The sequence below is a fragment of the Streptomyces sp. NPDC004266 genome (assembly GCF_042874095.1).
Taxonomy (GTDB): Bacteria; Actinomycetota; Actinomycetes; order Streptomycetales; family Streptomycetaceae; genus Streptomyces.
On sequence record NZ_JBIAMM010000016.1, the window covers coordinates 169,929 to 191,827 of the forward strand.

The following is a 21,899-nucleotide window of genomic DNA, read 5'->3' on the forward strand; positions in this document are numbered from 1 at the left end:
AGCGCCCCCACGGGAAGGGGCGGGCCCGCCGGGCCAGTTCACGAGATGGTCGTCTGAAGGTCATCCACCCGGACCGGCCGGGACACCGGGCTCCGTTGTCGTGGTCCGCGTGCTGCTCTCGATCGTCGTCCCGTGCTTCAACGAGGAGGACGTCCTCGCCCGCTTCCACGACCACGTGACCGCCGAACTGGACCGCCTCGACGGGGAGTTCGAGATCGTCTACGTGGACGACGGCAGCCGGGACGGGACCCTCCCCCTGCTCCAGGAGCTCGCCGGCCGCGACCCGGACCGGGTCCGCTACCTCTCCTTCAGCCGCAACTTCGGCAAGGAGGCCGCGATGCTCGCCGGGCTCCGGCACGCCGCCGGAGACGCCGTCGTGATCATGGACGCCGACCTCCAGCACCCGCCGGAGCTCGTGCACCGCATGGTCGCCCTGCACGCCGAGGGGTACGACCAGGTCGTCGCCCGCCGCACCCGCGAGGGCGACCGGGTCACCCGTACCCTCACCGCCCGCCTCTACTACCGGGCGATCAACCGGCTCGTCGACGTCGAGCTCGTCGACGGCGTCGGGGACTTCCGGCTGCTGTCGCGGCGCACCGTCGACGCCGTCCTCGGACTCGGCGAGTACAACCGCTTCTCCAAGGGCCTCTTCGCCTGGGTCGGCTTCCGCACCACGACCTTCTCCTACGAGAACGCCGTCCGCGAGCAGGGCCGCTCCAAGTGGACCTTCGGCAAGCTCCTCAACTACGGCCTCGACGGCCTCCTCTCCTTCAACAACAAGCCCCTGCGGGCCGCCGTCCACCTCGGGCTCCTCCTCACCGTCGTCGCCCTCGGCTACGCGGCCTGGATCGTCGGCGACGCCCTCGTCAACGGCGTCGACACCCCCGGCTACGTCACCCTCCTCGTCGCCGTCACCGCCCTCGCCGGGGTGCAGATGGTGATGGCCGGGCTGATCGGCGAGTACGTCGGACGCATCTACTACGAGGTGAAGCGGCGGCCGCACTACCTGCTGAAGGAGACGAGCGGCGCTTCGCGGGCGGCCGACACCCGGGTGACGGGTGAGTCGTTGTGGGAAACAGTCGCTCCGAAGTAGTGGCTCCGGCCCCGGCGACTCCCTACCATCGATCACCGCAAGGTCGTTCAACTGACGCACGACCAGCCCGGGAGGCTCCTTTGCACCGCCGCACTGCGCTCACCGTCTCCGCCGCCCTCCTCGCCGCGGCCCCGCTGCTCACCGCCTGCGGCAGTGACGCCCATCCAGGAGCGGCGGCCGTCGTCGGCGGCCAGCGGATCGAGGTCGCCGGCCTGCAGGCGCAGGTCGAGGACGTGCGGGACGCGCAGGCGGCCTCGCCGCAGTCCGCGCAGCTCGTCGCGGCCACCGGTGACCTCAGCCGCCGCAAGCTCAACGTCATGATCTTCGACCGGGTCGTCGACGAGGTCGCCCGCGACAACGGCGTCACCGCCGGCCGCGCCGAACTCCAGCAGGCCCGGGACTCCTTCGTCCGCCAGGCCGGCGGCGAGGAGCAGCTCAAGGCCGTCCTCCTCCAGGAGCAGGGCGTGGCGCCCGACCAGATCGACGCGTTCGTCCGCCGCAACGTCCTCATGAACAAGATCGCCCAGAAGCTGGGGGTCACCGAGAGCCCCGAGGGCCAGAAGAAGCTGACGGACGTCTTCTCCGCCGCCTCCAAGAAGCTCGGCATCGAGGTGAACCCGCGCTACGGCCGCTGGGACGACGCCCAGGTCCGGCTCTCCGACACCACGGCCCCCTGGCTCCGCCAGATCAGCCAGGACCCGGCCGCCGTCCCGTCCGGAGCATGAGCCGAGGTAGGTTCGAGGGGTGACTTCTGAGAGCCCCGGCCGCATCGTCCTGCTCACCGCCAGCCACCGCGTGGCGCCCGGACTGCTGTCCTGGCCCGCCTGGCAGGCGCTGCACGGGGCCGACCGGGTGCTCTGCCCCGACGAGGACCACCCCCAGCTGCCGTACCTGCGGGAGGCCGGCGTCGCCGTCGAGCACGTCCGGCCCACCGCCGAGGAGCTCGTCGAGGCCTGCGCCGGAGGCCGCACGGTCCTGCTGCTGCCCTCCGGCGAGGGGGACAGGGCGCTGACCGACGGCCTCGCCCGGCTCGCCGGTTCAGGCCGCGTGTCCATGCCCGACCTGGAGCTGCTGCCCGGCTCGTACGACCTGCCCGGCGCCCGCCTCCTCGACCTCGTGCAGATCATGGACCGCATCCGCCGCGAGTGCCCCTGGACCTCCCGCCAGACCCACCGGGGGCTCGCCAAGTACGCCATCGAGGAGGCGTACGAGCTCGTCGAGGCGATCGAGGAGGGCGACCGGCGGGAGCTGCGCGAGGAGCTCGGGGACGTGCTGCTCCAGGTCGTCTTCCACGCCCGGATCGCCGAGGAGGACGCGGAGGAACCGTTCTCCGTGGACGACGTCGCCGGGACGCTCGTCGAGAAGCTGATCCACCGGCACCCGCACGTCTTCGGGGACGCCACCGCCGAGACCCCCGAGGACGTCCACGCGCACTGGCTGCGCACCAAGGCCGTCGAGAAGCAGCGGGAGTCCGTCACCGACGGGGTGCCGCTCGGGCAGCCGGGGCTCGCGCTCGCCGCGAAGCTCGCGGGCCGGGTCCGCACGGCGGGCCTCGACGTCGAGCTCCCGGCGGGCGAGGGCATCGGCTACGAACTGCTCGCCCTCGCCGCCCGCGCCGACGCGGCCGGCGTGGACCCGGAGGCGGCCCTGCGGGCGGCGGCCCGGACGTACCGCGACACGATCCGCGCGGCGGAGGGCGTGAAGGACATCCCCTAGGTGTGCTGTCCGGTCACGGTCCGAAGGACGTCCCCCGGCTCCGGGCGCGCGGCGCCCGGGCCTCCGGGTCGTGCCAGAGGGGCGCCGGGGGGCTCAGGAGGCGTTCGGCCGCCGTGCTCGGGCGGGTGGTGAAGCGGCCCACGGGCGGCAGGGTGTCGTGGTGGATCCGCGCCGGGTCCGTGCCCAGCTCCTCCAGGAGCTCGGCGACCTCCGCCACGAAGGCCGGCGGCCCGGCGAGGTACACGTCGTGCGCGGACCATCGGACGCACGCCCGCAGCGCCTGGAGCAGCCGCTCGGTCGCCCGGTCCTTGCGCTGCCGGGGCGCGGCCGTGATGTAGGTGACGTTCAGGCCGGGGAGGCGCTCCTTCAGGAGCTCGGCGGCCTCGCGCGCGTACAGGTACTCCCTGGAGCGGGCCACCACGAACAGCCGGCCCTCCAGCCCCGGCTCGGCCCCGGCGGCCTCCGCCAGGAGCGCCCGCACCGGGGCCCAGCCCGTGCCCCCGCATATATAGGTGCGCAGTCCGCCCGGCGGCGTCCGCGCGACGAGCCCGCCGCCGGGGGCGCTGAGCCGCAGCACCTCGCCCGGGCCCGTCTCCTCGACCAGCGCCGTGCTCATCGCGCCGCCCGCGACCCGGCTCACGTGCAGCTCCACCGTGCCGTCGGGGCGGGGCGCGTCGGCGAGGGAGTAGGTGCGCCAGACGCGCGGGACCCGCAGCGAGCTGACGCTGACGTACTGGCCGGGCAGGTAGGGGAGGGGCCGGCGGGGGCGGAGGGTGAGGACGGCCAGGTCGTCGCCGTACCGCTCGTGCCGCACGACGTCCGCGTCCCACCAGGCGGGCTCCCCGGCCCCGGCCGCCGCGTCGGCGCCCGCCAGCATCAGATCGGCGACGTGCCCGTACGCCTCGGTCCAGGCCTTCTCCGCCTCGATCGTCCAGGCGGCGCCGGCCGCGTGCGCGAACGCGGCGACCAGGCTCTGCCCGACGGCCGCGTACAGCGCGGGGGAGGCGAGGAACCTGCGGTGGTCGCGGCCCAGCTGCCCGAGGTAGGCCGCGAGCCCGGGGTCCTCCAGGTGGGTCACCACATGCGTGAGCGCGGCGAGGAGCCGGTCCCGCTGGGGGAGCATGTCCTCGGGGAAGAGCTCGCGCACCCCGGGGTTGTGCCGGAAGAGGTGCGAGTAGAAGAACGTGACGGCGTGCTCGGCCCGTCTCTCGACGACCGCGAACGTGCTCCGGAGCAGCTGGTGATCCACTGACAGGAATCTAGGGCACAACCCGCACGGGTCGATCACGGATTCTCCACATGGTCTGCCTCCCGGGACCGCCCTGTACGGTCGTGGCGTGAGTACGACCCCCGGCCCCGCCCCCGCGCCCGAGCTCTTCACCTGGGAGTTCGCCGGCGACCCTTACCCCGCCTACGCCTGGCTGCGGGAGCACGCCCCCGTCCACCGGACGACGCTGCCCAGCGGGGTCGAGGCCTGGCTCGTGACCCGGTACGCGGACGCCCGGCAGGCCCTCGCCGACCAGCGGCTCTCCAAGAACCCCGCGCACCACGACGAGTCCCCGCACGCGAAGGGGAAGACCGGCATCCCCGGCGAGCGCAAGGCCGAGCTGATGACGCATCTGCTCAACATCGACCCGCCGGACCACACCCGGCTGCGGCGGCTCGTCTCGAAGGCCTTCACCCCGCGCCGGGTCGCCGAGTTCGCCCCGCGGGTGCAGGAGCTCACGGACCGTCTCATCGACGCCTTCGCCGAGCGGGGGAGCGCCGACCTCATCCACGAGTTCGCCTTCCCGCTGCCCATCTACGCGATCTGCGACCTGCTCGGCGTGCCGCCGGAGGACCAGGACGACTTCCGGGACTGGGCCGGGATGATGATCCGGCACGGCGGGGGCCCGCGCGGCGGGGTCGCCCGGTCGGTGAAGAAGATGCGCGGCTACCTCGCCGAGCTGATCCACCGCAAGCGCGAAGAGCCGGGAGACGACCTCATCTCGGGGCTCATCAAGGCCTCCGACCACGGCGAGCACCTCACCGAGAACGAGGCCGCCGCCATGGCCTTCATCCTGCTGTTCGCCGGCTTCGAGACGACCGTCAACCTCATCGGCAACGGCGTGTACCAGCTGCTGCGCCACCCCGGGCAGCGCGCGCGGCTCCAGGCCTCGCTCGCCGCCGGGGAGACCGGCCTCCTGGAGACCGGGGTCGAGGAGCTGCTGCGGTACGACGGGCCCGTGGAGATGGCGACCTGGCGGTACGCGACGCGGGCGCTGACCATCGGCGGGCAGGAGATCCCGGCGGGCGATCCGGTGCTCGTGGTGCTCGCCGCCGCCGACCGGGACCCGGAGCGGTTCGACGGGCCGGACACCCTCGACCTCGCCCGGCGCGACAACCAGCACCTCGGCTACGGGCACGGCATCCACTACTGCCTGGGCGCGCCGCTCGCCCGCCTCGAAGGGCAGACGGCGCTCGCGACCCTGCTGACCCGGCTGCCGGACCTGCGGCTCGCCGCCGATCCGGCCGAACTGCGGTGGCGCGGTGGCCTCATCATGCGTGGTTTGCGCACGCTTCCGGTGGAGTTCTCCCCTTCCGTACCGGTCCCGCCCACTGACGTGCCATCAGAAATGTGATCTTCGTGTGATCGTGGCGCCATCGACTTGTGACGGACGTTCGAATGCCGCTACGTTTCCCGGCAGTCTCAGCCGTCACGCGAAAGGCGTTCCTATGCGTTCCGGGAACGGACGACACCGTCGCCCCCGTCAGGCCCCCGCCCTCGTCGTCGCCGCAGGTGTGACCGGATCCGCCATGGCGCTGCCGTTGCTCGCCACCGGATCCGCCTCCGCCGCCGACGCCGCCACCTGGGACCGGGTCGCCGAGTGCGAGTCCGGTGGCCAGTGGAGCGCCAACTTCGGCAACGGCATGTACGGCGGCCTCCAGTTCACCCAGGACAGCTGGGAGCGCAACGGCGGCCTCGCCTACGCGCCCAGCCCCGACCTGGCCAGCCGCGCCCAGCAGATCGCGGTGGCCGAGAAGGCCCTCGCCAAGGGCAGCACCGAGTGGGCCACCTGCGCGCCGATCGCGGGCCTGACCAACGACGGCAAGGCCACCGGCGTGAACCCCGGCCCGGCCGTCGTCCCGGCGGCGCCCACCGGCCCCCTTCCCGAGTCCGACCGCACCGCCGGCACCCCGACGGCTCCGTCGGCGACCGCGGGGACGGCGGACCGGTCCGCCGCGTCCGCGACCCCCTCCGCGCCGGCCACGCCGACCGCTCCGGTGACCTCCGCCACGCCGACCGCGCCGGCCACGTCCGCCACGCCCGCCGCGCCGACGGCTCCGGGCGCTCCCGGTGCTTCCGTTACGCCCGGTACGCCGGATTCGTCCGTCACGCCGGGAGCTGACGCGCCGTCGGCCACCCCCGGCACCGGCAAGCACCGGGGCGAGGCCGCGCCTGAGGAATCCGACAAGACGGGTGGTTCGCCCGAATCGGGTCGACACGCTTCGAGTGTGGACAAGATGGGTGAAAAGGTCGACGCCACGCCCGCGACTGACGAAGCGAAGAATTCGGGCGCAACGGACAGTCAGGACACTCCGGGCGAGTACACCGTGCAGCCGGGCGACAGCCTGTCCGGCATTGCGCAGGAGAACGAACTCTCCGGGGGCTGGACCGCCCTCTACGACGCCAACCGGCAGACGGTGGGCACCGATCCGAACCTCATCCTGCCTGGTCAGAGCCTCGACCTGACGGTGGGTTCGACGACGGCGGCCGGTTAGTTCGCGGGCTTATGTCCGGTTCTGGGGAAGTGAGACATGGGTCTCTTCGCCCCAACTGGCGTGTCGCGTCCGCAAACTTTGCTTCCGTCACCTCTCACCTGCACAAACACCACCCGCCGGAGGGTGGACAAGGGCGATTTTTCCTCATTGCGCCTCTTTGAACTTCCGGCGGGTCTGTGTCTACGGTCGTCACCGCTCGCCACCGCGGGCCCCGTCGACCGAAACGCCGAATCCTGCCGTCGGCCGATGGGAACAGTCGTCGCGCAAGCGCCGAAGGCAGGAGTGGGGGACCCAAGGTAAGTGCCGGTCCCGGCCGTTGAGACAGACGGCCGACGACCGGCTTGGGGTGAAGCCGCGTGCAAGGACACGCGGCCGGGCAACTTTCCGGCCCGAACCCGACAGCTCACCTCACAGGCGTCGGTGAGGAGAATCCCCATGCTGTTTTCCGCCAAGGGCAAACACCGCCGTCCCTCCAAGGCCACCCAGGTCGCCGCCCTCGTCGGCGTCACCGGCATCGCCGTCGCCGCCCCGCTGATGACCGCGGGCACCGCCTCGGCCGCCACCTCCGCCGAGTGGGACGCCGTCGCCCAGTGCGAGTCCGGCGGCAACTGGGCCATCAACACCGGCAACGGCTTCTACGGCGGCCTGCAGTTCACCAACTCCACCTGGGCCGCCTTCGGTGGCACCGCCTACGCCCCGCGCGCCGACCTGGCGTCGAAGTCCCAGCAGATCGCCGTCGCCGAGAAGGTCCTCGCGGGCCAGGGCAAGGGCGCGTGGCCGAGCTGCGGCGTCGGCCTCTCCGGTGCCTCCTACGACGGCGGCGCCGCCGAGAGCACCCCGCAGCAGAGCGAGCCCCAGCAGGCCGCCCCGAAGCAGGCCGCGCCGCAGCAGGCCGCGCCGAAGCAGCAGGAGCGTCGCGCCGAGCAGCCGACCACCCGCAGCGAGCAGCGCAAGGCCCCCAAGACCGTCACCACCCCGACCGGTGAGAAGGTCAAGAAGGGCGACGGCGAGTACAAGGTCGTCACCGGCGACACCCTCAGCAAGATCGCCCAGGCGCACGGCGTCAAGGGCGGCTGGGCCAAGCTCTTCGAGTTGAACGAGGACGTCGTCGAGAACGCCGACCTCATCTACCCGGGTCAGCAGCTCCACCTGAAGTGAGCCCGGCGGCTCGCGTGAGTCCGGCGGCTCACGCGGCCCCGACGACCCTCCCGCGGTGACCACCCCGGTCCGGCGCGCCCTTCCCCCGTGCGCGCCGGACCGGGGTTCCCCCGTTCACGGAGACCGTTCGCGGGGGGCCGCTCGCGGAGGCCGCTCGCGGAGCCCCGGGGCCCCTGGCGGTTACCGTCCAGTAGATCTGGGGTCCTTCGTCCCGGGATGCGTGCCCTTGGGTCCTTTTTCGTCCCAGCGGGCGGGCGCCCGGCCGGTCGGAGCCCCCGAGCCGGTTAGGCTCTTGCCGCAAGGCCACGCGACCCTGCACCGACCTTGCGTCACATCCAGCGTCACATCCCAGAAGGAGATGCTCGTGCCGTCCATCGACGTCGTCGTAGCCCGGGAAATCCTGGACTCCCGAGGCAACCCCACGGTCGAGGTCGAGGTCGGCCTCGACGACGGCAGCACCGGCCGTGCTGCCGTTCCGTCCGGTGCCTCCACCGGTGCCTTCGAGGCCATCGAGCTCCGCGACGGTGACCCCAACCGTTACCAGGGCAAGGGTGTCGAGAAGGCCGTCCTCGCCGTCATCGAGCAGATCGGCCCGGAGCTCGTCGGCTACGACGCCACCGAGCAGCGCCTGATCGACCAGGCCATGTTCGACCTGGACGCGACCGAGAACAAGGGCTCGCTCGGCGCCAACGCCATCCTCGGCGTCTCCCTCGCCGTCGCGCACGCCGCCTCCGAGGCCAGCGACCTCCCGCTCTTCCGCTACCTGGGCGGCCCGAACGCGCACCTGCTGCCCGTTCCGATGATGAACATCCTCAACGGCGGTTCGCACGCGGACTCCAACGTGGACATCCAGGAGTTCATGATCGCCCCGATCGGCGCGGAGTCCTTCTCCGAGGCCCTCCGCTGGGGCGCGGAGATCTACCACACCCTCAAGAGCGTCCTGAAGCGCAAGGGCCTCTCCACCGGCCTCGGCGACGAGGGCGGCTTCGCCCCGAACCTGGAGTCGAACCGCGCCGCCCTCGACCTCATCGTCGAGGCCATCAAGGAGGCCGGCTACACCCCGGGCACCGACGTCGCGCTCGCGCTCGACGTCGCCGCGTCCGAGTTCTACAAGGACGGCGCGTACGAGTTCGAGGGCAAGTCCCGCTCGGCCGCCGAGATGACCGAGTACTACGCCGAGCTCGTCTCCGCGTACCCGCTGGTCTCCATCGAGGACCCGCTGTTCGAGGACGACTGGGCCGGCTGGAAGGTCATCACCGAGAAGCTGGGCGACAAGGTCCAGATCGTCGGCGACGACCTCTTCGTCACCAACCCGGAGCGCCTGGCCCGTGGCATCGAGGAGGGCACCGCCAACGCCCTCCTGGTCAAGGTCAACCAGATCGGCTCGCTGACCGAGACCCTCGACGCCGTCGAGCTCGCCCAGCGCAACGGCTTCAAGTGCATGATGTCCCACCGCTCCGGCGAGACCGAGGACGTCACCATCGCCGACCTCGCCGTCGCCGTGAACTGCGGCCAGATCAAGACCGGCGCCCCGGCCCGCTCGGACCGCGTCGCCAAGTACAACCAGCTGCTGCGCATCGAGGAGATCCTCGACGACGCCGCGGTCTACGCCGGCCGCAGCGCCTTCCCGCGCTTCAAGGGCTGACCTCGCCTGACGCTGTAGTTACGTCCGTCCCCGTACTCGGTCCCGTACCGTGTGCGGGGACGTACGCGTGAACAGGGGAGGCGACACGACATGGCCGCGAAGGACCGGGACCGGTTCTCGACCGCGACCCGGATCAGACTGCTCGGCGAGCAGACCGCCGCCCGTGTCTACCGCTCCCAGACCCGCCGTCAGGCCCGCCGCTCCCGGCTCACCGGCCGCGCGGCCTTCCTGGCCCTCGTGGTCTGCTCCCTCGTCGTGGCGCTCGCCTACCCGATGCGGAGCTACGTCTCCCAGCAGGGCGAGATCGCCGAACAGGAGCGCCGGGCCGCCGAGGCCGCCCGGCGGGTCGAGGAGCTGAAGGACGAGAAGGCCCGCCTCCAGGACCCGGCCTACGTCCGCCGCCTCGCCCGCGAGCACCTGCACTACGTGATGCCCGGCGAGACCGGCTTCACCGTGGACGACCCCGACGCGGAGCGACGGCCCCGCGCCGACCAGGGCGCGGCCGACCGCCCCTGGTACGACAACCTCTGGGACGGCGTCGACCACGCCGACCGTCCCTGACCACTCCTCCGCGACACACGAGCAAGGCAGACATGGAAACGCCCCCTCCGCAGACCGAACGCACCGAGCCCACCGAGACGGACATCGCCGCCTTCGAGCTCCAGCTCGGCCGCCCGCCCCGCGGCCTGCGCGCCATCGCGCACCGCTGCCCGTGCGGCAACCCGGACGTCGTCGAGACCGCGCCCCGGCTCCCCGACGGCACGCCCTTCCCCACCACGTACTACCTGACCTGCCCCCGGGCGGCCTCGGCCATCGGCACCCTGGAGGCCAACGGGGTCATGAAGGAGATGCAGGCCCGGCTCGCCACCGACCCGGAACTCGCCGCCGCCTACCGGGCCGCGCACGAGGACTACATCGCCCGCCGCGACGCCATCGAGGTCCTGGAGGGCTTCCCGAGCGCCGGCGGCATGCCGGACCGGGTCAAGTGCCTGCATGTCCTCGTCGGCCACTCGCTGGCCGCGGGCCCGGGCGTGAACCCGTTCGGCGACGAGGCGCTCGCGATGCTGCCGGAGTGGTGGGCGAAGGGCCCCTGCGTGAACCCCTGCGCCGACGAGGAAGAAGGCGAGAAGTGACCCGGGTCGCCGGAATCGACTGCGGTACGAACTCCATCCGCCTCCTCGTCGCCGACGTCCACCCGGAGACCGGCGAGCTGATCGAGCTGGACCGGCGGATGACGATCGTCCGGCTCGGCCAGGGCGTCGACAAGACGGGCCGGCTCGCCCCCGAGGCCCTGGAGCGGACCTTCGCGGCCTGCCGCGAGTACGCCGAGGTCATCAGGGAACTGGGCGCCGAGCGGATCCGCTTCGTCGCCACCTCCGCCTCCCGCGACGCCGAGAACCGCGCGGACTTCGTGAACGGGGTCGTGGAGATCCTGGGCGTCGAGCCCGAGGTCATCACCGGCGACCAGGAGGCCGAGTTCTCCTTCACCGGCGCCACCGGCGAGCTGCACGGGGACGACCGGCGCCTCGTCGTGGACATCGGCGGCGGCTCCACCGAGTTCGTGGTCGGCAACAAGCACGTCGAGGCCGCCCGCTCCGTCGACATCGGCTGCGTCCGGCTCACCGAGCGGCACGTCCGGCACGACCCGCCGACCGCCGAGGAGGTCGCCGCGATCCGCGCCGACGTCCGGGCCGCGCTCGACCTGGCCGCCGAGGCCGTGCCGATCGACACGGCGGAGACCCTCGTCGGGCTCGCCGGCTCCGTCACCACGGTCGCCGCGATCGCCCTCGGGCTCCCCGAGTACGACTCCGAGAAGGTCCACCACTCCCGTCTCTCCGCCGCCCAGGTCGCCGAGGTGACCGAGCGGCTGCTCGCCTCCACCCACGACGAGCGGGCCGCGATCCCCGTCATCCACCCCGGCCGGGTCGACGTGATCATCGCCGGGGCGCTCGTCCTGCGGGAGATCGTGGAGCGCGTCGGAGCCCGCGAGGTCGTCGTCAGCGAGCACGACATTCTCGATGGGATCGCCCTATCCGTCGCATAGTGGGCGCCTATCGAGCCCTCCGGCGACACCCCGTCGGAAAAGGTTCGTGAAGTTCTTCACAAGGAAAAGGGCCCCGATGGCGCCCGAGGAGGGTCCTTAGGCCCTTCGAGGGGTGCCTCGGGGCCCTTTCGCAGGTTCGGAGGCCGATTGGCTCGATGTTTCCATCGTGTGAAGCGGGGGTCCGCTTCAGCGTTAACGGAGGCTCTCCAGACCAGTTCACGGGGGGTGAACAACGTTCACCAGTGCACCCCGGTTCCTTTGCAGCGCCATGACATGGATCACGTGGGCGGCGGAGTGTAGCAGAGGTGTCCCAGAACCTTGTGAAGGGGCGCACGAGCACCCCCCTCGGGAGGGGTGGATACTCGATCCCATGAGCACCACGGAGCGTCCCAGGATCCTCGTAGTAGGCGGCGGGTACGTAGGCCTGTACGCAGCTCGGCGCATCCTCAAGAAGATGCGCTACGCGGAGGCGACCGTCACGGTCGTCGACCCGCGGTCGTACATGACCTACCAGCCCTTCCTCCCCGAAGCCGCCGCCGGCAGCATCTCCCCGCGTCACGTCGTCGTCCCGCTGCGACGCGTCGTCCGCGGAGCCGAGGTGCTCACCGGCCGGGTCACCACCATCGACCAGGACCGCAAGGTCGCCACGATCGCGCCGCTCGTCGGCGAGGCGTACGAGCTGCCGTTCGACTACCTGGTCATCTCGATGGGCGCGGTCTCCCGCACCTTCCCGATTCCCGGTCTCGCCGAGCAGGGCATCGGCATGAAGGGCATCGAGGAGGCCATCGGCCTGCGCAACCACGTCCTCGAGCAGCTCGACAAGGCCGACTCGACCACCGACGAGGAGGTCCGCCGCAAGGCCCTGACCTTCGTCTTCGTCGGCGGTGGCTTCGCCGGCGCCGAGACGATCGGCGAGGTCGAGGACATGGCCCGCGACGCCGCGAAGTACTACCAGAACGTGTCGCGCGAGGACATGCGCTTCATCCTGGTCGACGCGGCCGACAAGATCCTCCCCGAGGTCGGCCCCAAGCTCGGCCAGTACGGCAAGGAGCACCTGGAGTCCCGCGGGATCGAGATCTACCTCGAGACCTCCATGGACTCCTGCGTCGACGGCCACGTCGTGCTGAAGAACGGCCTCGAGGTCGACTCCAGCACGATCGTCTGGACCGCCGGCGTGAAGCCGAACCCGGCGCTCTCCCGCTTCGGTCTGCCGCTCGGCCCCCGCGGCCACGTGGACTGCAACGAGAAGCTCCAGGTCAACGGCATGGACTACGTCTGGGCCGCGGGCGACAACGCCCAGGTCCCGGACATGGCCGCGATCAAGGCCGGCGTCCCGCGCGAGCGCGCCTGGTGCCCGCCGAACGCCCAGCACGCCCTGCGCCAGGCCAAGGTCCTCGGCGACAACGTGGTGGCCGGCATGCGCGGCTTCCCGCAGAAGGAGTACAGCCACGCCAACAAGGGCGCGGTGGCCGGCCTCGGCCTGCACAAGGGCGTCGCCATGATCGTCATGGGCAAGATGAAGATCAAGCTCAAGGGCCGTCTCGCCTGGTACATGCACCGTGGCTACCACGGCATGGCGATGCCGACCTTCAACCGCAAGATCCGCGTCTTCGCCGACTGGACCCTCGGCATGTTCCTCAAGCGCGAGGTCGTGTCGCTCGGTGCCATGGAGACGCCGCGCGAGGAGTTCTACGAGGCGGCCAAGCCCGCCCCGGCGCCGGCCGCCCCGGCGCAGGAGAAGGCCAAGGCCTCGTAAGACCCCCCGCAGCAACAGCAGTAACTGCAGTAACACGCAAGGCCGTAAAAGGGCCGTCCGCCATCCGTGGTGCGGACGGCCCTTCGCGTGTTTTGCCGACTCGTTGCGCCGTTTCGGGACTGCGACGCCTACGGACGGTGTTCCCTTGGTGACGAACATTTCTGGGGCACGAAGATCACGGAGGTGTGCACCATGGCCGACGCCGCGTCGCGGCTGACGACTCTCGCCGAGGAACTCCTCGGCGAACCGCTCCCGGTCCGTCTGCGAGCCTGGGACGGCAGCGAGGCCGGGCCCGTCGGTGGTCCCGTCCTGATCGTCCGCGACCGCCGGGCCCTGCGGCGACTGATCTGGAAGCCCGGCGAACTGGGCCTCGCCCGCGCCTGGGTGGCCGGCGAGATCGACGTCGAGGGAGACCTCTACGCGCTCCTGGACAGCCTCTCCGGCCTCCTGTGGGAGCGCGGCGAGGAGACCAGGAGCCTGCTGGACTCCGTGCGCGACCCCAGACTGCGCGCCGCCGCCCGCGCCCTGCTGCGGATCGCCGGCCCCCTTCCGCCGCCGAAGCCCCCGGTCGAGGAGGTGCGCGGCCGCAGCGGCAGCCGGCACAGCAAGCGCCGCGACAAGCAGGCGATCAGTCACCACTACGACGTGGGCAACGACTTCTACGAGCTGGTCCTCGGCCCCTCGATGGTCTACTCGTGCGCCTACTGGTCCGAGGACGGCACCCTCGAGGACGCCCAGCGCGACAAGCTGGACCTCGTCGCCCGCAAGCTGAACCTCAAGGAGGGCGACCGGCTCCTCGACGTGGGCTGCGGCTGGGGCTCCATGGCCATCCACGCCGCCCGCGAGTACGGCGCCAGGGTCGTCGGCGTCACCCTCTCCCGCGAGCAGGCCGCCCACGCCCGCAAGCGGATCGCCGACGAGGGCCTCACCGACCTGATCGAGATCCGCGTCCAGGACTACCGGGACGTCACCGACGGCCCGTACGACGCGATCTCCTCGATCGGCATGGCCGAGCACGTCGGCGCCGCGAAGTACCGGGAGTACGCCGACGACCTGTACGACCTCCTCAAGCCCGGCGGGCGGCTCCTGAACCACCAGATCTCCCGGCGCCCCGAGCCGGACGAGGACGCCTACGAGATCGACGCCTTCATCGACGCGTACGTCTTCCCCGACGGTGAACTCTCGCCCATGGGCAGCACCCTGACGGTCCTGGAGGACGCCGGCTTCGAGGTCCGGGACGTGGAGGCGATCCGCGAGCACTACGCGCTGACCCTGCGCCGCTGGGTGGCCAACCTGGAGGCCGACTGGGACCGGGCGGTCCGGCTCACCTCGGCCGGCCGGGCCCGCGTCTGGCGGCTCTACATGGCGGCCTCGGCGGTCTCCTTCGAGCGCAACCGGATCGGCGTGAACCAGTTCCTCGCGGTGAAGACCCCGGTGTCGGGGAAGAGCGGGACGGCGCTGCGGCCGCGCGTCTGGAACGAGAAGGTCTGACGCACGCGCGCGAAGGGCCGGCCTCCCGAGCGGGAGGCCGGCCCTTCGCCGTCGTGCGGGGTCTACTCGGCCTTGATGGCGGAGAGCATGTTCAGCTTCGCCGCGCTCCGGGCCGGCCACAGGGAGGCGAGGACGCCGACCAGGGCGGCCAGGACCAGGAAGAGCCCGATCCGGTCCCAGGGCAGGACCAGGCTGTAGCCCGGCAGGCTGCTCTTGATGGTCTCGCCGACGGCCCAGCCGAGGAACGAGCCGAGGCCGATGCCGACGACCGCGCCGAACACCGAGATGACGACGGCCTCCAGACGGACCATCCGCTTCACCCGGCGCCGGTCGAGACCGATCGCCCGCAGCATGCCGATCTCCTGCTGGCGCTCGAAGACGGACATCGCGAGGGTGTTGACGACACCGAGGACGGCGATGATCAGGGCCATGCCGAGCAGGCCGTACATGATGTTCAGCAGCATGTTGATCGGGCCGCCGAAGGTGTCACGGATGTCCTTGTGGTCCATGACGGTGATGGCCGGGTTGTCGCCCATGGCCTTCGACAGGGCCTGCTCGTTGGCCGCGGAGGCGCCGCCGTCCGTCTTCACGAAGATCTGCGGGACGTAGGGCTGCTCCTCGTGGGCGTCGAGGATCTTCTTGTCGAGGAGGACGGGCGAGACGAACTCGCTGTCCTCGTAGATCGCGCCGACGGTCAGCTTCGCCTTCTGCTTGTCCAGGTACTCGACCGGGACGGTGGCGCCGACCTTCAGGCCGCGCTTCTCTGCGGTCTTCTCGGCGACGGCGATCTTCCCCTCGCCGAGCGAGGCCATCGAGCCGTTCACGACGGTGAGCTTGAGGACCTTCTCGACGGCGCCGGGGGTGACGCCGGAGGCCGAGGTGTAGGTGCCCCCGATGTCGAGCGCGCCGGCCTGCTGGGGCGAGACCGCGGTGACCCCGGGGGCCTTCTCCAGCGCGGTGAGCGCCTCCTGGCTGAGGCCGGTGCCGCTGGCCATGGTGACCATGTAGTCGGCCTTGATCTGGTCGGTCGTCGCCTTGTCGAGGGCCGAGCCGACGGTGGCGCCGAGCACCGAGAGGCCGGTGACGAGGGTCAGGCCGATGGCGAGCGCGGAGGCGGTGGCGCCGGTGCGGCGCGGGTTGCGGACCGCGTTCAGGCCGGCCAGCTTGCCGGAGACCCCGAAGGCGCCGACGAACAGCGGGCGGATCAGGGCGATCACGGGCCGGGACAGCATCGGGATCAGGACGATGACGCCGATGAGGGTGAGGAACGCGCCGCCCGCGATGAACATGCGGCCCTCGTCGCCGCCCTGGCCCGCGCCGAGCACGATCAGGACGGCACCGAGCGCGGTGAGCGCGGCACCGAAGGAGTTGCGCAGGACGAGCGACTTGGTGCTCGCGGTGGCGTGGACGCTGCCCATGGCGGCGACCGGCGGGATCTTCGCGGCGCGGCGGCCGGGCAGCCAGGCGGCGAGCATGGTGATCAGGACGCCGACGCCGAAGGCGGCCAGCGCCGGGGTGGCGCCGAGGACGAGGTCGCCGGCCGGGACCTTCAGGTCGAAGGCGCTCATGGCCGAGCGGAGGCCGACGGCGAGGCCGATGCCGAGGACGTAGCCGACGGCGGAGGCGACCAGGCCGACGAGACCGGCCTCGGCGAGGACGGAGCGGGTGATCTGCTTGCGCGAGGCGCCGACCGCGCGCATCAGCGCGAGTTCCTTGGTGCGCTGGGCGACCAGCATGGTGAAGGTGTTGGAGATCAGGAAGATCCCGACGAAGAGCGCGATGCCGGCGAAGCCCAGGAGGACCTGGTTGAGCGCGCCCATGCCGGCCTCGATGTCCTTGGCCTGCTGGTCGGCGAGGGCCGCGCCGGTCTGCGCGGTGGCCGCCTTCGGGACGACCTTCAGGACCTCGTCGAGGAGCTTGGCGTCGTCGGCCCCGGGGGCGGCGGTGACGGTCAGGCTCTGGAACCAGCCGGGCTTCAGGTAGAGCTTCTGCGCGACGGACGTGTCGAAGACGACCAGGCTGCCGCCGGCGTTGACGGCGCCGTCCTCGGTGGTGAAGACACCGGAGAGGGTGTACTCCTTCACCGGGCCGTTGGTGGCGACGCGGACGGTGTCGCCGACCTCGTAGCCGCCCTTGTCGGCGGTGTCCTTGTCGAGGGCGATCTGGGTGTCCCGCACCGGGCCCGCGCCCGAGGTGAAGGCGTACGCGCGGTCCTTGCCGTCCTTGCCGGGGGTGAAGTTGGCGCCCTTGTTGGCCCAGCCGAGGCCGATCAGCTTGCCGTTCTTGTCGGGCACTCCGGCGAAGCCGTCGACGCGCGGGGAGACGGAGGCGACCCCGTCGAGCTTCGCGACCTCGTCGACGACCTGCTGGGAGAGGCCGGGGGTCTTCCGGGCCTCCTCGGGGTTCGGGTACATCTCGACGGCGACGTCGACGTCGTCGTAGCTCTTGGCCGACTGGTTGCGGAAGGCCTGGGAGAGGGTGTCGGTGAAGACGAGGGTGCCGGAGACGAAGGCCACGCCGAGCATCACGGCGAGGACGGTCATCAGCAGTCTCGCCTTGTGCGCGAGGACGTTGCGCAGGGCGGTACGGAACATGGGTGGGTCCTGGAGGTTCGAGTGGGCGGCGGACGGGGCGGCTCGGGGCCGCGTCAGCTCGTACGGCCCTTGGCGTCGAAGGCCTTCATGCGGTCGAGGACGCCGTCCGCCGTCGGGCGCAGCATCTCGTCGACGACCCGGCCGTCCGCGAGGAAGATCACGCGGTCCGCGTAGGAGGCGGCCATCGCGTCGTGGGTGACCATGACGACGGTCTGGCCCAGTTCCCGCACCGAGTTGCGCAGGAAGCCGAGGACCTCGGCGCCGGAGCGGGAGTCCAGGTTTCCGGTGGGCTCGTCGCCGAAGATGATCTCGGGGCGGGAGGCGAGGGCGCGGGCCACGGCCACGCGCTGCTGCTGGCCGCCGGAGAGCTCGGACGGGCGGTGCTTGAGGCGGCCGGAGAGGCCGAGCATGTCGATGACCTGCTGGACCCACTGCTGGTCGGCCTTGCGGCCGGCGATGTCCATCGGGAGCGTGATGTTCTCCATGGCCGTCAGCGTCGGCAGCAGGTTGAAGGCCTGGAAGATGAAGCCGATCTTGTCCCGGCGCAGCTGGGTGAGCTGCTTGTCCTTCAGGGTGGAGAGCTCCGTCTCGCCGATCCGGACCGAGCCGGAGGAGAAGGAGTCCAGGCCGGCGACGCAGTGCATGAGCGTCGACTTGCCGGAGCCGGAGGGTCCCATGATCGCGGTGAACTCGCCCTGCCGGAAGTCCACGGTGACATGGTCGAGCGCGACCACCTGGGTCTCGCCGTGTCCGTAGACCTTCGTGAGATCCGTGGCGCGGGCGGCCACCGCGGTGGCGCGGGACACGGTGGGGGTGGTGGTCACGGGAGGACTCCTGTCACTGCGACTGCGATTCGGGAACCCCTCCATCGTGTCGAGCGTTCCGGCCCGGGACGTCCGTCCACGTGCCCGTTCCGGGGGCAGCCTGGAGTCTGACCGGGGGGTCGTTCCGTCCTCCTGAGGTATGACGGCGCCCCTGAGAGACGCCGTCGCGCCGACGTGACAGAAGTGCGACGACTTTTCGTCATTCCAGGGGGTGCGGCTTTGCGCCCGCGACCCGTGTCACAGTTTGACGAAAGGGCCCCCACCTGCGCTGACGCACCCTCAGACGTCAATAAAATAAGACAACATCGGGCCGGAGTTCCGCTGATCGGGGGAAACCGTCCCGATAGGCTCGTGCTGCCGACACGGAGCTTCGCGGCGACGCCCGGATGGTGGAACGCAGACACGGCGAGCTTAAACCTCGCTGGCCTTCGGGCCGTACCGGTTCGAGTCCGGTTCCGGGCACCACGGTCCCGCTATCGCGGGAGGTTCTTCAGCAGCCAGGAGCCGTACTCCTCGGAGAGGACCGGCCCGCCGGAGGCCGCTCCCGCACCGGTGACCGTGTCCTCGGCGATCTCCTCGGTCAGGCCGTCGGTCACGCCCTCGTCGACGAGCCGCAGGAAGCGGGGGATCCGGGGCCGCTCGCCCATGCGGCTCAGCTCGGCCTCGTCCTCCAGCTCCGGGACGGCGCCGTTGTGGGAGAAGAAGACGCCCGTCCGGTGGTCCAGTCGCTGGTACTCCATGCCCGCGAGGGCGTAGCGGGCGGCGAGGGCTCCCTGCCCGGTGCCGCCGACGGTCAGGGGGTGGGGGCCCGACTGCTCCGCGGCCGCCCGCGTGACGGCGTTCTGCACGGTCCCGCCGTCGCCGGTCATGGAGCCGTCGTCGGGCAGGCCGAGCAGGACCAGGTCGTGGCCGCGCGCCCTCAGCTCCGAGAGGAGCGAGTACGAGCCGTGGTCCGCGGCCGCGGCGAGGGCGGCGGGCTCGACGCCGGCGTCGCCGACCAGGATCACGGGCCTGGTGAGGGAGCCGTTCGCGGTGAAGACCCACGCGGTCGCGTGGCGCAGGGTCCAGGTCTCGTCGGGTGCGGTGGTCAAGGGGGCTCTCCCGGGGTAGGGGGTGTTTCCGACGGGAAGAGCCTGGCCGGACGGGGAGGCCCGCAGCCGACGAAGATCGAAAACTTACGGGAAAAGATCCTCCCCGAGCACTAGGGTCTTTCTTTTGCCTACGCATTACCCTTGACGCAAGACCGCGCCGTGCGGTCCGCCATGGAGGAGTGAGATGAGGAGCAGCAACCCGGTCTTCTCGCGACGGGGGTTCAGCCGCGACGCGGGCTACGCGGGCTTCAACGCGCAGCAGCCGCAGGCCGGGGGCCCCGCCGTGGGAACCAACCCGTACGCCACGGGCAACCCGTACGCCCAGGGCGCGGCGAACCCGTACGCCACCAACCCGTACGCCCCGCAGGACACCCAGCTCGGCGCCCCGCAGCAGGCCCGCGGCAACGTGATGACGATCGACGACGTCGTGAGCCGTACGGCCATGACGCTCGGCACGGTCGTGCTCACCGCCGTGCTGTCCTGGCTGCTGCTGCCGGTCGACCCGGCGAACCTGGGCAAGTCCTACGGCATCGCCATCGGCGCCGGTCTCGTCGCGCTGGTCCTGTCGCTCGTGCAGTCCTTCAAGCGCAAGCCGTCTCCCGCGCTGATCCTGGGCTACGCGGCCTTCGAGGGCGTCTTCCTCGGCGTCATCTCGGCCGCCGTCTCGACGTACATCGCCGACGGCGTGGTCATCCAGGCGGTCCTGGGCACGATGGCGGTCTTCGCCGGTGTGCTCATCGCCTACAAGATGGGCTGGATCCGCGTCACCCGCCGCTTCTACGGCTTCGTGATGGCCGCCGCGATGGGCTTCGTGCTGCTCATGGCGGTGAACCTGCTGTTCTCGATCTTCGGCGGCGGTGACGGCCTCGGCTTCCGCAGCGGCGGCCTCGGCATCGTCTTCGGCATCGTCGGCATCATCCTCGGCGCCTGCTTCCTCGCCCTCGACTTCAAGCAGGTCGAGGACGGCGTGACCTACGGCGCGCCGCGCGAGGAGGCCTGGCTGGCCGCCTTCGGTCTCACCATGACCCTGGTGTGGATCTACCTGGAGATGCTGCGTCTGCTGTCGATTCTGCAGGGCGACGACTGACGCGCCCCCCGACTCGGGGGGAAGGGCCCGTCCGGCTTCGTGCCGGGCGGGCCCTTCCGCGTCCTCAGGGGCGGGCCGCGTCGAGGAGGACGCGGGCCGCCGCCTTCGCCTGGGCGGCCGGTTCCGGGGAGCCGGTGATGCCCGCGACGGCCATGGCGCCGTTGGCGAGCAGGGCCAGCTGGTCGGCGAGGACGGGCGGGGCGCCGAGGGCGTCCGTCTGCTCGGCGAAGTACGCCCGCAGGGCCTCCTTGTGGTCGCGGGCGATCGCGGCGACCGCCGGGGTGACCCCGCCGAGCTCCCCGAAGGCGTTGATGAACGCGCAGCCGCGGAAGCCGGGCTCCGCGAACCAGCCGGCCAGCCAGTCGAAGACCGCGAGCGCCCGCCCGCACGGCCCCTCCGCGGTCCGCGCGCCGTGCTCGGCGAGCGCTGTCCGCACGGCCTCGTCGCGGCGCCGCAGGACGGCCTCGACGAGCAGGTCCTTGGAGGGGAAGACCTGGTAGAGCCGCTTCAGCGAGACCCCCGAGGCGGTGCGGAGGGCGTCCATGCCGACGGCCTGCACCCCCCGCTCGTCGAAGAGCCGTTCCGCGGTGTCGAGCAGCTTCAGCTCGGCCGTCTCGGCGTCCATCGTCCGATCACCCCTTGCGTGGAGAACCATCGTTCTCGTAGTCTACAGGGCATCGGGAGAACGACCGTTCTCTCGTTCGGGAAAGACCACGGGGAGACACCCATGTCCGCCTTCGCCCTGCGCGCCCGCACCGCCACCGTCGACGGGCTCGACGTCTTCTACCGGGAGGCCGGCGACCCGGCGAACCCCACCCTCGTCCTGCTGCACGGCTTCCCGTCCAGCTCGCACATGTACCGGGGGCTCATCGCCGACCTCGCCGACGAGTACCACCTGATCGCCCCGGACCACATCGGCTTCGGCGCCTCCGCCGCCCCGGCCGTCGAGGACTTCCCGTACAGCTTCGAGAAGCTCACCGAGATCACCCTCGGACTCCTCGACCGCCTGGGCGTGGAGAGGTTCGCGCTCTACGTCCAGGACTACGGCGCGCCGATCGGCCTGCGGATCGCCTCCCGCCACCCCGAGCGCGTCACCGCGATCGTCAGCCAGAGCGGCAACGCCTACACGGAGGGGTTCACGCCCTTCTGGGACGTGCTCTTCGCCCATGCCCGGGACCGGGCGGCGCACGAGGCCGACGTACGGGAACTGCTGACCGCCGGGGCCACCCGCTGGCAGTACACCCACGGCGTGCCCGCCGACCGGCTCGACCGGATCTCCCCCGAGACCTGGACCCTGGACCAGGCCGGCCTCGACCGGCCCGGCAACAAGGAGATCCAGCTCCAGCTCTTCTGGGACTACCAGTTCAACCTGGACGGCTACCCGGCCTTCCAGGAGTACTTCCGCACCCACCGGCCGCCGCTGCTCGCGGTCTGGGGGCGCGGCGACGAGATCTTCGGGCCGGCCGGGGCGGAGGCCTTCGCCCGGGACCTGCCCGATGCCGAGATCCACCTCCTGGACGCCGGGCACTTCGCCCTGGAGACGCACGGCGAGGAGATCGCCGGACTCGTCCGCGGCTTCCTCGGCCGGCACGTGAAGTGACCCGTTGGCAGGGGGCCCGGGCGGCCGCGTAGGGTCGC

At 71.5% G+C, this 21,899-nt stretch carries 19 protein-coding genes, 1 tRNA gene and 1 riboswitch; of the genes, 15 read left to right on the forward strand and 5 right to left on the reverse strand.

What is annotated here, in order from left to right; translation table 11 throughout:
* Window positions 1-109 precede the first annotated feature (109 nt).
* The 3 genes from ACFYUZ_RS31880 (at window position 110) to ACFYUZ_RS31890 (ending at window position 2,809) form a co-directional block, all read left to right on the forward strand.
* Window positions 110-1,093: a glycosyltransferase family 2 protein gene (locus ACFYUZ_RS31880; RefSeq protein WP_389315090.1), complete on the forward strand. Its 984-nt coding sequence runs from the start codon at window positions 110-112 to the stop codon at window positions 1,091-1,093.
* A gap of 80 nt (window positions 1,094-1,173) precedes the next feature.
* Window positions 1,174-1,818, forward strand: a complete 645-nt coding sequence (locus tag ACFYUZ_RS31885; protein ID WP_389315092.1) for a SurA N-terminal domain-containing protein — start codon at window positions 1,174-1,176, stop codon at window positions 1,816-1,818.
* A gap of 19 nt (window positions 1,819-1,837) precedes the next feature.
* Entirely contained in the window at window positions 1,838-2,809 is a 972-nt protein-coding gene (locus ACFYUZ_RS31890; protein ID WP_389315094.1) for a nucleoside triphosphate pyrophosphohydrolase, read from the forward strand.
* Between the two features lie 13 nt (window positions 2,810-2,822).
* Here the strand turns inward: ACFYUZ_RS31890 and ACFYUZ_RS31895 are convergent, their stop codons facing one another.
* The gene (locus tag ACFYUZ_RS31895; RefSeq protein ID WP_389315096.1) at window positions 2,823-4,058 is read right to left on the reverse strand and encodes a globin domain-containing protein; all 1,236 of its coding nucleotides are present in this window, start codon (window positions 4,056-4,058) and stop codon (window positions 2,823-2,825) included.
* An 88-nt stretch (window positions 4,059-4,146) separates the two neighbouring features.
* On the opposite strand from ACFYUZ_RS31895, the gene ACFYUZ_RS31900 reads away from it, so the two are divergent.
* The 9 genes from ACFYUZ_RS31900 (at window position 4,147) to ACFYUZ_RS31940 (ending at window position 14,665) form a co-directional block, all read left to right on the forward strand.
* Window positions 4,147-5,430: a cytochrome P450 gene (locus ACFYUZ_RS31900; protein WP_389315098.1), complete on the forward strand. Its 1,284-nt coding sequence runs from the start codon at window positions 4,147-4,149 to the stop codon at window positions 5,428-5,430.
* A gap of 94 nt (window positions 5,431-5,524) precedes the next feature.
* A complete protein-coding gene (locus tag ACFYUZ_RS31905) occupies window positions 5,525-6,571 on the forward strand; it encodes a transglycosylase family protein (RefSeq protein WP_389315100.1) in 1,047 nt (348 codons plus the stop codon).
* Between the two features lie 258 nt (window positions 6,572-6,829).
* A riboswitch (cyclic di-AMP (ydaO/yuaA leader) is annotated at window positions 6,830-7,003 on the forward strand.
* Window positions 7,004-7,006: 3 nt separating this feature from the next.
* The gene (locus ACFYUZ_RS31910) at window positions 7,007-7,729 is read left to right on the forward strand and encodes a transglycosylase family protein (RefSeq protein ID WP_389315102.1); all 723 of its coding nucleotides are present in this window, start codon (window positions 7,007-7,009) and stop codon (window positions 7,727-7,729) included.
* A 358-nt stretch (window positions 7,730-8,087) separates the two neighbouring features.
* Entirely contained in the window at window positions 8,088-9,374 is a 1,287-nt protein-coding gene (gene eno, locus ACFYUZ_RS31915) for a phosphopyruvate hydratase (protein ID WP_389315103.1), read from the forward strand.
* A gap of 90 nt (window positions 9,375-9,464) precedes the next feature.
* Window positions 9,465-9,935, forward strand: coding sequence for a septum formation initiator family protein (locus tag ACFYUZ_RS31920; RefSeq protein ID WP_389315105.1), 471 nt, complete (start codon window positions 9,465-9,467; stop codon window positions 9,933-9,935).
* A 32-nt stretch (window positions 9,936-9,967) separates the two neighbouring features.
* The gene (locus ACFYUZ_RS31925) at window positions 9,968-10,507 is read left to right on the forward strand and encodes a DUF501 domain-containing protein (protein WP_389315107.1); all 540 of its coding nucleotides are present in this window, start codon (window positions 9,968-9,970) and stop codon (window positions 10,505-10,507) included.
* Window positions 10,504-11,418, forward strand: coding sequence for an exopolyphosphatase (locus ACFYUZ_RS31930; RefSeq protein ID WP_389315109.1), 915 nt, complete (start codon window positions 10,504-10,506; stop codon window positions 11,416-11,418). Before ACFYUZ_RS31925 ends, ACFYUZ_RS31930 begins: the two co-directional genes overlap by 4 nt.
* Window positions 11,419-11,788: 370 nt before the next feature.
* Window positions 11,789-13,174, forward strand: a complete 1,386-nt coding sequence (locus ACFYUZ_RS31935; RefSeq protein ID WP_389315111.1) for an NAD(P)/FAD-dependent oxidoreductase — start codon at window positions 11,789-11,791, stop codon at window positions 13,172-13,174.
* Between the two features lie 192 nt (window positions 13,175-13,366).
* On the forward strand, window positions 13,367-14,665 hold the full coding sequence (locus ACFYUZ_RS31940; RefSeq protein WP_389315113.1) for a class I SAM-dependent methyltransferase: 1,299 nt from the start codon (window positions 13,367-13,369) through the stop codon (window positions 14,663-14,665).
* A gap of 62 nt (window positions 14,666-14,727) precedes the next feature.
* On the opposite strand, the gene ACFYUZ_RS31945 is transcribed toward ACFYUZ_RS31940, so the two are convergent.
* Complete coding sequence (locus ACFYUZ_RS31945; protein ID WP_389315115.1) at window positions 14,728-17,259, reverse strand: ABC transporter permease; 2,532 nt, start codon at window positions 17,257-17,259, stop codon at window positions 14,728-14,730.
* A 53-nt stretch (window positions 17,260-17,312) separates the two neighbouring features.
* Entirely contained in the window at window positions 17,313-18,083 is a 771-nt protein-coding gene (locus ACFYUZ_RS31950) for an ABC transporter ATP-binding protein (RefSeq protein ID WP_389315116.1), read from the reverse strand.
* Between the two features lie 380 nt (window positions 18,084-18,463).
* Here ACFYUZ_RS31950 and ACFYUZ_RS31955 point away from each other — a divergent pair.
* Window positions 18,464-18,548 (forward strand) — tRNA-Leu (locus ACFYUZ_RS31955).
* Window positions 18,549-18,556: 8 nt separating this feature from the next.
* Here ACFYUZ_RS31955 and ACFYUZ_RS31960 read toward each other — a convergent pair.
* Window positions 18,557-19,174, reverse strand: coding sequence for a hypothetical protein (locus tag ACFYUZ_RS31960; protein WP_389315118.1), 618 nt, complete (start codon window positions 19,172-19,174; stop codon window positions 18,557-18,559).
* A 184-nt stretch (window positions 19,175-19,358) separates the two neighbouring features.
* Here ACFYUZ_RS31960 and ACFYUZ_RS31965 point away from each other — a divergent pair, with 184 nt between their 5' ends.
* Window positions 19,359-20,261 carry a Bax inhibitor-1/YccA family protein gene (locus tag ACFYUZ_RS31965; protein WP_389315120.1) on the forward strand — a complete coding sequence of 301 codons (903 nt, stop codon included), beginning with the start codon at window positions 19,359-19,361 and terminating at the stop codon, window positions 20,259-20,261.
* 64 nt (window positions 20,262-20,325) lie between these two features.
* On the opposite strand, the gene ACFYUZ_RS31970 is transcribed toward ACFYUZ_RS31965, so the two are convergent.
* Window positions 20,326-20,886, reverse strand: a complete 561-nt coding sequence (locus tag ACFYUZ_RS31970) for a TetR/AcrR family transcriptional regulator (RefSeq protein ID WP_389315122.1) — start codon at window positions 20,884-20,886, stop codon at window positions 20,326-20,328.
* A gap of 102 nt (window positions 20,887-20,988) precedes the next feature.
* On the opposite strand from ACFYUZ_RS31970, the gene ACFYUZ_RS31975 reads away from it, so the two are divergent.
* Window positions 20,989-21,861 (forward strand): alpha/beta fold hydrolase, encoded by an 873-nt coding sequence (locus ACFYUZ_RS31975; RefSeq protein WP_389315124.1) that lies wholly within the window; start codon window positions 20,989-20,991, stop codon window positions 21,859-21,861.
* The last annotated feature ends 38 nt before the right edge of the window (window positions 21,862-21,899 follow it).